Genomic DNA, 13,489 nt, shown 5'->3' with positions numbered 1-13,489 from the left:
CTGAAACCGCATAAATAGGCCCTCTCTTTAGGATTATTCGCCTAAATAGGTCCAGCGGTTACTTTATGAAAACACCTTAAATCACTGTTAATATTAACGATAATTAATACAATGAGATAAGTCTTATTTCAGTTGCAAACAATTGCAGCTTGATACCCTTTCTTATAAATTTGTGTTTCACAACTACAAGGAATGGCTCTATGTCTATGCTCATTGTTGTCGCGGTCCTGATTGCATTGATGGGATTTGCAATTTCCCGCCACTGGAAGGTGCGTGAAGACAAAAGCGTTAAAAATCCTCGTCGTCACCCGCGTCGCCGTTAACCGGCGCGCGGGTTGCTGTTACCCGCCATTGCGCATGCTAAAAGCTGACGCACTTTAACATTTCACGTATACTTCCCCTCTTATTTTTCCGTCCCGCCGCGCTGTTGCGGGATGAAGGCATCGGCTCGCCGCCACTGGCGAGCCTTTTCAGCATATGAAGGTAACGCGGTGAATATTCAGGCTCTTCTATCCGATAAAGTCGGTCAGGCAATGGTAGCGGCGGGTGCGCCAGCAGATTGTGAACCTCAGGTTCGTCAGTCGGCTAAAGTGCAGTTCGGCGATTATCAGGCGAACGGTATCATGGCTGTGGCGAAAAAGCTCGGTCAGGCTCCGCGCCAGCTGGCTGAACAGGTGATTCAGCATCTGGATCTCGCCGGCATCGCCAGCAAAGTCGAAATCGCCGGCCCCGGCTTCATTAATATCTTCCTCGATCGCAACTGGTTGGCTACCCAGGCCGCGCAGGCCCTGCAATTGCCGCGCCTTGGCGTCAGCAGCCTCAAGCCACAAACCGTTGTCATTGACTACTCGGCACCCAACGTCGCCAAGCAGATGCACGTCGGTCACGTCCGTTCCACTATCATCGGTGACGCTGCGGTACGTACGCTGGAATTTCTCGGCCACAACGTGATCCGCGCCAACCACGTCGGCGATTGGGGTACTCAGTTCGGTATGCTGATTGCCTATCTGGAAAAGCAACAGAATGAGCACCACGAAGATATCGCGCTGGCGGATCTGGAAGAGTTCTACCGGGAAGCCAAGGTCACCTATGATGCGGACGAAGCCTTCGCCGAACGCGCCCGTGGTTATGTGGTGAAACTGCAAGGCGGCGACGAATATTGCCGTGCAATGTGGAAAAAACTGGTGGATATCACCATGAGCCAGAATCAGGAAGTCTATGACCGCCTGAACGTGACGCTGACGCGTAAAGATGTGATGGGTGAAAGCCTGTACAACGATATGTTGCCTGGCATCGTAAGCGATTTGCGTGAAAAAGGGCTGGCCGTAACCAGCGAAGGCGCAACCGTGGTGTTCCTTGATGAGTTCAAAAACAAGGAAGGCGAAGCGATGGGCGTGATCATCCAGAAAAAGGATGGCGGCTACCTCTACACCACCACCGATATCGCCTGCGCCAAATACCGCTATGAGACGTTGCATGCCGACCGCGTGCTTTACTACATCGATTCGCGCCAGCATCAACATCTGCAACAGGCGTGGACCATTGTGCGTAAAGCCGGATACGTGCCCGAGTCTGTGCCGTTGGAGCACCATGCGTTTGGCATGATGCTGGGCAAAGATGGCCGTCCATTTAAAACCCGTAGCGGTGGCACCATTAAGCTGGCCGATCTGCTGGATGAAGCCGTTGAGCGTGCGCATGCGCTGGTCAGCGAGAAAAACCCGGAAATGTCAGCGCAGGAGCTGAAAGATCTGGCGGAAGTGGTGGGTATCGGCGCGGTGAAATATGCCGATCTGTCAAAAAGCCGCACCACCGATTACATCTTCGACTGGGATAACATGCTGGCGTTTGAGGGCAACACTGCACCATACATGCAATATGCCTACACGCGCGTGCTTTCTGTGTTCCGTAAAGCCGGCATTGAAGCTGACAGCCTGAGCGGCGACATCGTGCTGACCGAAGAGCGTGAAGCGCAACTGGCAACTCGCCTGTTGCAGTTTGAAGAAGTGATCACCCAGGTTGCGCGTGATGGCACGCCGCATGTGATGTGTGCTTACCTGTACGATCTGGCAGGCCTGTTTTCAGGCTTCTACGAGCACTGTCCAATCCTCTCCGCCGAGGATGAGCAGGTGCGTAACAGCCGTCTGCAACTGGCTGCATTGACCGCTAAAACGCTCAAACAAGGTCTGGATACGCTGGGTATCAAAACCGTCGAGCGTATGTAGTAACAAAAAACCCGCCTCGGCGGGTTTTTTATTGGCTATTGGTAATTCACCGTCACTTCACTGCTCACCACTCGCAATCCCGGCGGTAACGCGCCCTTCCCCTGAAAACCGAACGCCAGATGCAGCGTCTCGTCAGCCGGAATATTCGCCAGGCTACGCGTTGAACCACTGCCGCCCTCAATCTCTACGCAACGCTGAGTCGCACACAAACGTACGATCAGCCCCGAGGGGGCTGGACGGCTCAACTGGTAACGCCAGTTCACCACCGTAATAGTGCCCACTGCGGGCGAAGGTGCTTTTAAAGCTGGCGTCGTGTGCCAGTTGCCGCGCACGCCGAGGCTCGGACCACTGGCACTGTCATGCCAGGATCCTGCTGCATCCACATAGAGCGGTAGCGCCATCATCGGCAACATCATTAGAGTCCAACACCAACGGCGCATCGGTTATTTGCCCCCAATGGTGGCGGTCATTCGGATCTGGCGATTGTCGGTCAGCTCCATATTTGACAGCACCACCAACTGTGGCAGATTGCGGCGCAGGAAGCGCGCCAGCAAGGCACGCAGCGGATGGTTCACCAGCAGCACTGGTGGTGCCCCCGTCATCTCTTGCTGTTGCAATGCACCCTGCGTCTGCACTAGCAGACGATCGGCCAGGCCGGGCTCTAACCCCCCACCGCCCTGTAACGCTTGCAGCAGCAGACGCTCTAAGGTGGCATCCAGTCCAATCACCTGCACTTCACCGTTACCTGGGAACCACTGCTGAGTAATCGCACGGCCCAGCGCCACACGTACCACGCTGGTCAGCTCTTGTGGATCGGTCTGGACCGGCGCATGTTCCGCCAGGGTTTCGATGATGGTGCGCATATCGCGGATCGAAACACGCTCAATCAGCAGGTTCTGCAGCACTTTGTGCAGGGTGGTCAGGGTGATAACGCCCGGCACCAGATCTTCCGTCAGCTTCGGCATCTCCTGGGTCACGCGATCCAGCAGCTGTTGCGCTTCCTGACGACCAAACAGTTCACTGGCGTATTGACCAATCAGGTGGTTAAGATGCGTTGCCACCACGGTACTGGCTTCTACCACGGTAAAGCCCTGAATCTGCGCCTGCTCTTTCAGCGCACTATCGATCCAGATTGCCGCTAAACCGAAGGCAGGATCGACGGTCGGTTCACCCGGCAAAGAACCGGCTGCAGTACCAGGGTTGATCGCCATCCAGCGCCCAGGATAGGCATCACCGCTGCCAATTTCCACGCCTTTCATCAGGATGCGGTAACGCGCAGGCGGCAACTCCATGTTGTCACGGATGTGCACCACCGGCGGCAGGAAGCCCACCTCCTGTGCGACTTTTTTACGGATACTGCGGATGCGACCCAGCAGCTCACCGTTTTGCAAATGGTCAACCATGGGAATCAGGCGATAACCCACTTCGAGACCCAGCGAATCTTCCAGCTGCACGTCTTTCCAGGAAGCTTCCACCGTGGCGGGTGTCTCCTGCGTTTTGACCAGACTAGAAGGTTCAGAGGTAGTCTTCGGTTTCATCTCTCGACCGCGCAGCCACCAGGCCAGACCGAGCAACGCGGCGGTAAACAGCAGGAAGACAAAGTTGGGCATACCCGGCACCAGGCCGAGCAGACCGATAACACCACCACTCAGCATCAACACGCGCGGATTGCTAAACAGCTGGGAGACCATCTGATCGCCCACATCCTGATCGGTGCTGACGCGCGTCACGATAACACCCGCAGCGGTAGAGATGACCAGCGCCGGGATCTGTGCCACCAATCCATCACCGATGGTCAGCAGTGTATAGGTTTCACCTGCGTGCCCCAGATCCATGCCGTGCTGCACTACGCCCACCAGCAGACCGCCGATGACGTTAATCACCATAATCAAAATACCGGCTATGGCGTCACCACGTACGAATTTACTCGCACCGTCCATTGAGCCGTAGAAATCGGCTTCCTGGGTCACTTCGCTACGACGACGTTTGGCTTCCTCTTCCCCGATTAAACCGGCGTTAAGGTCAGCATCGATCGCCATCTGCTTACCGGGCATTCCATCCAGCACAAAACGCGCACCCACTTCGGCGATACGTCCGGCACCTTTGGTGATAACCATAAAGTTGATGATAACGAGGATGATGAACACCACGATACCGATGGCAAAGTTACCGCCCACGAGGAAGTGGCCGAAAGCTTCAACCACGCGTCCGGCGGCATCGGCACCCGTATGGCCCTCGAGCAGGATAATACGGGTTGAGGCGACGTTCAGCGCCAGGCGCAGCAACGTTGAGAACAGCAGAATGGTCGGGAATGCCGCGAATTCCAGCGTACGTTGGGTAAACATTGCCACCAACAACACCATGATCGATAAGGCAATGTTGAAGGTGAACAGCAGGTCGAGAATGAAGGCAGGTAACGGCAGCACCATCATCGACAGGATCAACATGATCAGTATCGGTCCAGCCAGCACCTTCCACTGCGTGTCTTTAAAGTTGCCCGGTAAACGCAGCTTTTCGGCCAGATTAGCCATCGTTTCTGTTCTCTCCTGCAAAGTCCATGTCTGCCGGAACCGGCAGCTGTTTTGGTTTAGTTGGGATCAAGCCACCTTCGCGTTTCCAGCGACGCAGTTGCCATACCCAGGCCAGCACTTCCGCCACGGCACCGTAAAGCGCGCCGGGGATGAACTGACCAATTTCCGTGTGTCGATACAGCGCACGCGCCAGCGGCGGTGCTTCTAAAATCGGAATGCGATGTTCTTTTGCCAGCTCACGAATTTTTAGCGCAATATCCCCGGCCCCTTTCGCAATCACCTTTGGCGCGCTCATCTTGCCTTCCTGATACTGCAACGCCACCGAGTAGTGCGTTGGGTTGGTGACGATAACGTCGGCTTTCGGTACATCTGCCATCATGCGACGACGGGCCGCCGCACGCATCGCCTGACGAATGCGCCCTTTGACGTGCGGGTCACCTTCGTTTTGTTTGTGTTCGTCGCGGATTTCCTGGCGGGACATTTTCAGCTTTTTGAAATGGCTGTAGAGCTGCCAGAACACGTCGAAACCGACCATGGGCACCAGGCCCAGCATGATCAACGCACAGCTAATGGCGATCATGGTTAAACCGTGATGGAGCGCGTTGGTGGGTGATTCACTGATTAACCGCAGCATCTCCTGCCAGTGCGACCAGATGTACCAGCCACCCACCAGACCCACCAGCACCGCCTTCAAAATGGCTTTTAGCAGTTCCGCCCAGGTCTGTGAGGAAACCATGCGTTTAAGACCACTCAACGGGTTCAGCTTGCTGAAATCCAGCTTGATCGATTTACCGCTGATATTGATCCCACCCAGCAGCATCGGTGCAGCTATCGCCACAATCACCAGGCCTGCCATCAACGGCAGCAGCGCCATCACTGCCTGGCCGATCAGGTTGCTAATGTGGGCGATGATCATTTTGTCATCGGTCACCATGGCATGATCGAAACGAAAGCCAGTGGCCAACATGCTGGCCAGCTGTTCAGCCATCAGTTCGCCGCCGAGCCACAGGATCAGCAAGCCCGCCAGCAGCATCAGTACCGATGTCAGCTCGCGCGATCGCGGAATCTGCCCCTCTTCTCGCGCCTTCTCTAGTCGGTGCGCCGTGGGCGATTCTGTTTTGTCCTCGTCGCTCTCTTCAGCCACGACATACCTCAGCTGGCAGGAATTCTGAGCATAGGATGCCAAAACCCGCCAAGGCTAAAGCGTGGATTAAGGGGGGAAAATACGAGTTTATTTAGCCATAAGTGAAATTGCGTTGAGACCGGCGCTTTGTGGCTGCCGATAAAAGCGTACCACTTCACCCACCAGCAACAGTGCCGGGGATTGCGCCTGCTCACGCGCAATGGTGACGGTCAGATCCGCCAGAGTGGTCACCATCACGCGCTGGTCAGGGCGCGTGCCATTTTCAATGATCGCCACCGGCGTATCGGCAGCGCGACCGTGCGCCTGCAACTGGGCGCTGATGCTGGCGCTCCATTTCAATCCCATGTAAAACACCAGCGTCTGATTGCTGGCGGCTAAACTGGCATCATCCAGCTGTGGCTCACCGCTTTTGCCGTGCCCGGTGATTAGCCGTAAAGACTGCGCACAGTCGCGATGCGTCAGCGGAATGCCGCTGGCTGCCGCACAACCTGCTGCGGCAGTGATGCCGGGCACTATCTGGCAGGTAATACCCGCCTGCTGCAGAAACAGCATCTCTTCTCCGCCGCGCCCAAAAATAGAGGGATCGCCGCCCTTCAACCTCACCACTCGCCGCCCACTGGCCGCCAGATCGGCCAATAGCTGATTGATCTGCGCCTGCTTCAGGCCATGGCTACCGGGCTTTTTACCGACATCGATCGACAGCGTCGAGGACGGCACTTCAGCCATGATCTCGTCGCTTACCAGGCGGTCATACACCACCACATCAGCGCTTTTAATCAGGCGTAGTGCTTTCAGCGTCAGTAATTCGACATCACCCGGCCCTGCGCCCACCAGCCACACGCAGCCCGGCGCCGAGTCCCCACTTTGGAAATTGAACAGTTTTTCAAGTCGCTCAATGGCCTGAGTCATGATGTTCTCCGCTACTGCGCCACGCGCAGGGTTGCCAGTAAGTTTTTAAGTTCCGGAATACAGGAGCCACAGTTGGTGCCGCACTTTAACGCTGCCCCCAGTGCCGCTGGCGAGCCGCAGCCCTGCTCGATCGCCCGACGGATCGCCACTTCTCCCACGCCGAAACAGCTGCAAATTGTCCGGCCCTGGCTTTCCCCCTGAGCCGGACGCCCACCCAATAGCGCATGACGCAGCTGAGGAGACGTTGGCGTCTCCGTGAAGGCTCGCGCCACGAAGCCATGATCAATCTCTGGCAACCAGGGCGCGGCATAAAACGCACACACCAAACGTCCGCTGCGCCAGCCCAGCATGTGTAACTGCTGTCCCGCCTGCGCCTGTTGCCACTGCACTTCCTGCATAGCGGGTAACTGCATCAACCAATCTGCTGCCTGCGCCTCACCCGCCAGCACATAACGCTGTGCTCCCTGTTGCGGCGCACGCGACCAATACAGCAGTTTCGATGGTGTTATCACCTCAGGCATGAACAACCATCCCTGCCACAACGGACGCAGCGGTTGCAAACGCACTGCGGTCTGCTTCAACGCAGGTTGCCCCGAGTCGGGACAGCATTGAGCCGCTATTAATCCGTCGACATTCGCCTGCGCACTAAACTGACGCGTCCAGTGCATCGGGACAAACAGCTGGCCGCGGGTTAAGCCACTGTCGATCACCACACGACCACTCCACCAGCCCAATGCCGACTGCATGCGAGTGAGATCGCCCTGACTTAGGCCATGTGCCGCCGCATCGTGCGGGTGCAGCGCGACAAAAGGCTCATCGTAATGCTGCATCAGGCGCGGCACGTTGCCGGTGCGCGTCATGGTGTGCCATTGGTCACGAATGCGTCCGGTGTTCATCAATAAGGGGTAACGCGCACTGGTGAGCGTCTTAACCGGAATGGCGGGCGGCAGCAAACGTGCTTTGCCATCCGCGTGGAAGAAACGACGATTGGCAAACAGCCGTGCGGTGCCACTCGGTGCGCGGTCGTTAAGCGGCCACTGCACGGGTGCCAGCTGGTCATATTGCTCACGGGTGATATGCGCCAGTGCACTGATGTCGAAAGCGCGGCGGCCATGATTTTCGAAGCCAGACAGCGCCGCATGTTCAGCAAAAATTTCGCTGGGATGCTGCCAGGCAAAGGCTTTGGTATATCCCAGACGTTGAGCCACCTGCGCCAGTAACCACCAGTCAGGTTTCGCTTCGCCAGCTGGGGCAATAAAACTTCGCTGGCGTGAAATGCGCCGCTCGGAGTTGGTCACCGTACCGTTTTTCTCGCCCCACCCTTGCGCGGGCAGCAAGACGTGCGCTAAATCAGCGGTATCACTGCGCGCGCTCACTTCCGACACCACCACGAGTTCGCACTTTGCCAACGCCTGAGCGACACGATTCCCCTCAGGCATCGACACTGCCGGATTGGTGCCCATAATCCACACTGCTTTGACCTCGCCACGATCAATCGCATTGAACAGATTAACCGCCGTTAAACCGGGCTGGCGCGCCACCTGCGGGCTGTTCCAGAAGCGACTCACGCGGTCCACTTCCTCTTCGCTGAACCCCATATGCGCCGCCAGCTGATTGGCGAGGCCACCGACCTCACGCCCGCCCATGGCGTTCGGCTGTCCGGTTAATGAAAAGGGACCCGCGCCTGCATAGCCGATTTTTCCGCTGAGCAGATGGGCATTGATGATGGCGTTATTGTTGTCACTGCCGGTTTGCGACTGGTTGATTCCCATGCACCACAACGTCACCACGCGGGGTTGCTGGGCAAACCGTTGCCAGAAAGCCACAATATCTTGCTCGCTGAGCTGGCAGGCGGCGGCGACTGTGGCCAGATCCCAGGCCTTGCAGGCCGCCAGCGTGGCTTCGACGTTGGACAGATGGGGCAGCATGCTTGCATCCACCGCATCATTGTCGCTCAGCCAGTTAAGCAGCCCGGCGAACAGAGCACTGTCCGACCCCGGCTGCAGGGCCAGATGCAGATCGGCGATATCACAGCTGGCGGTGCGACGTGGGTCGATTACCACCAACTGCATTTCTGGTCGATCGGTTTTCGCCTGCACCAGCCGCTGCCACGCCACCGGATGCGCCCACGCCGCGTTTGAACCGACCAGCACCACCATATCCGCCTGTTCGATATCTTCATAACAGCAGGGCACGGCATCGGCACCGAATGCGCGTTTGTAGCCCACCACTGCCGACGCCATACATAGCCGCGAGTTGGTATCGATATTGGCGGCGCCAATAAAGCCCTTCATCAGCTTGTTGGCGGTATAGTAGTCCTCGGTCAGAAGTTGGCCAGAGCCATAAAACGCCACTGCCTGAGGACCATGCTGATCGATGATACGGCGCAATCCTTGTGCGACATGATCCAGCGCCCGATCCATGCTGACGCGTTCACCGTGGATCTGCGGCCACAACAGACGTCCTCCATGAGACAGGGTTTCACCCAGCGCTGAGCCTTTCACGCACAAGCGGCCAAAGTTAGCCGGATGCTGGCGGTCCCCGCTCACCGGCTGATCGGGCGCGTTGACTTCTACGCCACACCCCACGCCGCAGTAAGGACAGGTAGTTTTCATGATGCTGCCGCAAGCGCGAGAATGGGCTGATGGCCGAGCCACACTTTGCCGCCATCCACCCGCACTGGCCAGCAACGCAGCTGGTGCTCGGTATTGTCCAGACTCTGCCCATCGCGCAAACGAATCCGCTGCTTATAAAGCGGAGAAATCACCACCGGTTCGCCCGCCACATCGCCGAGAATCCCGCGCGACAATACGCTGGCCTGCGTGCCCGGCTCAATATCCTCCAGCGCGTAGACCGCCTCACCTAAGCGGAAAAGCGCCACACGCTGGCCACCCAGTCGCGCGCCCATCCCTGCTGCCTCAGGAATCGAGGACACATCACAAATCGCACTCCAGGGTTCAGCAGGCAGCGTGGTCACTGGAATGATTTCCATGGCCGCGGGTTGTCGCTGGTCGCGCACGCGCACATAGTTGAGGGTTTCATCCGCTTGCTCACTGTTGACTGTTGCACTGAACAATGCGCGGCGTGAAGGATCCTGCAGCGTGCTTTGCCACTCGCACTGGTAGCGATCCACCACCAATTGCATCTCCTGCTCCAGCATGTCGCCGATACCGAGGGCATCCTCGATGATCACGCTGCGCAGGTAATCCAGTCCGCCCTCCATGTTGTCCATCCACACGCTGGTGCGCTGCAGACGGTCAGCGGTGCGCACATAAAACATCAGAATGCGATCCACATAGCGCAACAGCGTTTCATCATCCAGATCGCTGGCGAACAGGTCAGCGTGACGCGGCTTCATCCCCCCATTGCCACAGACATAGAGGTTCCAGCCTTTGTCGGTGGCGATCACCCCAATGTCCTTGCTCTGCGCTTCAGCACACTCTCGGGTACAGCCCGACACCGCCATTTTGATTTTGTGTGGCGCACGCAGCCCCTTGTAGCGATTCTCCAGCGCGATAGCGAAAGCGGTGGAGTCCTGCACGCCATACCGACACCAGGTCGAGCCGACACATGACTTCACGGTGCGCAGCGATTTGCCGTAGGCGTGGCCGGTTTCAAAGCCAGCAGCGATCAGTGTTTCCCAGATGTCGGGCAACTGATCCAGCCGTGCACCAAACAAATCGATGCGCTGGCCGCCAGTGATTTTGGTGTAGAGATCGTAACGGGCCGCCACTTCGCCAATGGCAATGAGTCCCTTGGGCGTGATCTCCCCAGCGGGCACGCGCGGCACCACCGAGTAGGTGCCGTCTTTCTGGATGTTGGCAAAGTAGCGGTCATTAGTATCCTGCAACGGCAGATGCTGGGGTTTCAGCAGGTACTCGTTCCAGCACGAGGCCAGCAGCGAGCCCGCCAGCGGCTTGCACACTTCACAGCCGTGACCCCGACCATGCTGCTGGATCAGTTGATCAAAGGTGGTAATATTACCGACGCGAATCAGGTGATACAGCTCCTGGCGTGAGTAGGCAAAGTGTTCGCAGATATCCTTTTTGACCACCACGCCCTGGTTCGCCAGCTCGAGCTCCATCACCTGTTTCACCAGCGCATTACAGCCGCCACAGCCGGTGGCCGCTTTGGTGCAGCTTTTGATTGCGGCCATATCGCCACAACCGCCCTGCACGGCTGCACAAATATCCCCCTTGCTGACGTTGTGGCATGAGCAGATCTGCGCGGCTTCCGGCAACGCCGCTACCCCCAACGCTTTGGATGGCACCCCTGCCAGCTGCGGCAGGATCAGGCTTTCTGGTTCACTCGGCAGCGGCATCTTATTGAGCATCATCTGAAGCAGACTGCTGTAATCACCGCTGTCACCCACCAGCACACCGCCGAGCAAGGTTTTGCTGTCTTTGCACACCACCAGTTTTTTGTAGATGCCTTTGGGATTGTCAGTCCAGTGATAGCTTTGACTGTCAGCCGTGCGGCCATGCGCATCACCAAAGGAGGCCACTTCCACACCGAGCAGTTTAAGCTTGGTGCTCATGTCCGCGCCGCCGAATACCAGCTCCTCCTGCGCCAGCTGCGCTGCCAGCACGCGCGCCATTTGATAGCCTGGCGCCACCAGGCCAAAAATCTGACCTTGCCACAGTGCACACTCGCCAATCGCATAAACGCCGGCCACGTTGGTTTCACAGCCATCGTTGATGGCAATGCCACCCCGATCGCCGAGTTGAATCCCCGCCGTACGCGCCAAAGTATCGCGTGGTCGGATACCGGCGGAGAACACAATCAGATCGGTTTCCAGTACGCTGCCATCGGCAAAGCGCAGCAGCACGCTGCCGTCCGGCTGGCTTTCAATCGCTTCGGTCTGTTTACTGGTGTGGATCTGCACGCCCAGTGCGCTGATTTTGCCGCGCAGCATTTGCGCCCCGCCATCATCCAGCTGCACCGCCATCAGACGCGGGGCAAACTCCACCACGTGGGTTTCCAGCCCGAGTTGCTTCAGGGCGTTGGCCGCTTCCAAACCCAGCAAACCTCCGCCGATCACCACGCCGCGCGTGGCCTGTTTGGCGCAAGCGGCAATCGCATCGAGATCGGCCAGAGTGCGATAGACAAAACAGCGTGGGCTTTCACGTCCTGGCACCGGCGGCACAAACGGCATCGATCCGGTGGCCAGCACCAGCTTATCCCACGCCAGTTCCGCACCGCTGGCATCGCGCAGGCTGCGCTTGTCGGTATCAATCGCCAGCACTTCGCAACCCGTGCGCAACTCTATCCCGTGTTGCTCGAAGAAGTTCTCGCTCACCAGCGAGAGATCGTCGGCACTTTTGCCGGTGAAGTACTCGGTGAGGTGCACGCGGTCATACGCCATCTGCGGCTCATCGCCATACACCACGATGTGATAGTGCTGGTGCAGTTCACGACTCACCAGCTGCTCAAGAAAATGGTGGCTGACCATACCGTGACCCACCACGGCGAGAAGAGGTTTGCTCATGACATTGCTTCCTGCAGCACACGGCTGCGTTAAGGGATTCTCCAGACCAAACAGCGCGTGAATGTCCACGTGTTCTGCCTGTTGTAATTGGGTTAGCAGCGAACTGGCACCCTGACTGTCGCCAAACAGCAGCACGCCGCGCAGGGCGCCATCGCGTAAGAACAGACGGCGATAGTGGCCGTCGAAAGGATCAAAACTGGTAATAGAGTCGCCTTCACGGATGTCGCCCGCGCTGAACATCTCAATGCCGGTGACTTTGAGCCGCGTACCGCTCTCCTGATGGTAAAAATCCGCCACTGGCGCGCCGGTCAGCTGTGCCGCCAGCACGTCGGCCTGAGCCAGGCACGGCGCTACCAGGCCAAAGGTCTCACCGTCGATTTCACAGCATTCGCCCAGCGCATAGACGTTAGCGACCTGGGTTTGCAGCTGACGGTTAACGATGATGCCGCGCTGGCATGGCACGCCAGCCTGCTGCGCCAGGGCTATTTCAGGCACCACGCCAATCGCCATCACCATCTGCTGCGCGGGCAGCAACGTGCCATCGGTGAGCGTCACGTGAGTGCGCTGGATCGATTGCAGCGACACGCCGAGACGGCAGTGGATCCCGCGCTGAGTGAGATGCTGTTTCAATAGCGCGCCCGCCTGTTGATCCAGCTGGCGATCCAACAGCCAGGGACGATGATGCAGCAGCGTGACATCGCGCCCGCGCAGACGCAGCGCCGCAGCGGCTTCCACCCCAATCAACCCGCCGCCCAGCACCACCACCGGTCCATCCTGCGCCAGCATGGTGTCGACATCGCGCAAGGTGCGAAATCCCAACACCTGCGGGCGCTCAACTCCCGGCAGATCCGGCATACGGGGTTGGGATCCACAGGCAAACACCAGCTTGTCCCAGTGCAGCGTGCGTTGATCGGTGAACACCGTCCGTGCGGTGAGATCCACCTGCAGCGCTTCTTCACCCATCAGCAGTTGTACGTCATGTGCGACATACCATTCCGGCGTGTGGATCAGCGTGTCCGCGAAGGCTTTTTCCCCAGACAGCACCGGTGACAGCAGCACGCGGTTGTAATTGCCCTGTGCTTCACGGCCAATCACCGTGATGGCATAGCGGCCCGGCGCACGTTGCAGCAAGGTTTCCACCATGCGCATCGCCGCCATCCCGTTACCGATCACCACCAGCTGCTGAGTCATCGCC

At 58.0% G+C, this 13,489-nt stretch carries 8 protein-coding genes; 2 read left to right on the top strand and 6 right to left on the bottom strand.

The genetic code is table 11. The features are described 5' to 3' along the window. Positions 1–200 precede the first annotated feature (200 nt). Positions 201–323 (top strand): hypothetical protein, encoded by a 123-nt coding sequence (locus tag CRO33_RS24710; protein ID WP_007889544.1) that lies wholly within the window; start codon positions 201–203, stop codon positions 321–323. Positions 324–491: 168 nt separating this feature from the next. Further along, positions 492–2,222 (top strand): arginine--tRNA ligase, encoded by a 1,731-nt coding sequence (gene argS, locus CRO33_RS02430; protein WP_045832925.1) that lies wholly within the window; start codon positions 492–494, stop codon positions 2,220–2,222. 35 nt (positions 2,223–2,257) lie between these two features. Here argS and flhE read toward each other — a convergent pair whose 3' ends face one another. The 6 genes from flhE to nirB form a co-directional block, all read right to left on the bottom strand. Next, positions 2,258–2,662: a flagellar protein FlhE gene (flhE, locus tag CRO33_RS02425; RefSeq protein WP_097116846.1), complete on the bottom strand. Its 405-nt coding sequence runs from the start codon at positions 2,660–2,662 to the stop codon at positions 2,258–2,260. Positions 2,663–2,665: 3 nt separating this feature from the next. Continuing rightward, on the bottom strand, positions 2,666–4,753 hold the full coding sequence (gene flhA, locus CRO33_RS02420; protein ID WP_058960198.1) for a flagellar biosynthesis protein FlhA: 2,088 nt from the start codon (positions 4,751–4,753) through the stop codon (positions 2,666–2,668). Then, complete coding sequence (flhB, locus tag CRO33_RS02415; RefSeq protein ID WP_097116845.1) at positions 4,746–5,897, bottom strand: flagellar biosynthesis protein FlhB; 1,152 nt, start codon at positions 5,895–5,897, stop codon at positions 4,746–4,748. The genes flhA and flhB overlap by 8 nt, the downstream gene beginning before the upstream one ends. Before the next feature lie 87 nt (positions 5,898–5,984). Next, on the bottom strand, positions 5,985–6,806 hold the full coding sequence (gene cobA, locus CRO33_RS02410) for a uroporphyrinogen-III C-methyltransferase (protein WP_097116844.1): 822 nt from the start codon (positions 6,804–6,806) through the stop codon (positions 5,985–5,987). Positions 6,807–6,817: 11 nt separating this feature from the next. Next, positions 6,818–9,421 (bottom strand): nitrate reductase, encoded by a 2,604-nt coding sequence (locus CRO33_RS02405; protein WP_097116843.1) that lies wholly within the window; start codon positions 9,419–9,421, stop codon positions 6,818–6,820. Next, positions 9,418–13,485, bottom strand: a complete 4,068-nt coding sequence (gene nirB, locus CRO33_RS02400) for a nitrite reductase large subunit NirB (RefSeq protein WP_097116842.1) — start codon at positions 13,483–13,485, stop codon at positions 9,418–9,420. The genes CRO33_RS02405 and nirB overlap by 4 nt, the downstream gene beginning before the upstream one ends. Between the last annotated feature and the right edge of the window lie 4 nt (positions 13,486–13,489).

Source organism: Pantoea sp. GL120224-02 (genome assembly GCF_900215395.1).
In the GTDB taxonomy this organism is placed as follows: domain Bacteria; phylum Pseudomonadota; class Gammaproteobacteria; order Enterobacterales; family Enterobacteriaceae; genus Pantoea; species Pantoea communis.
This window is presented reverse-complemented; position numbering and strand designations above follow the sequence as displayed.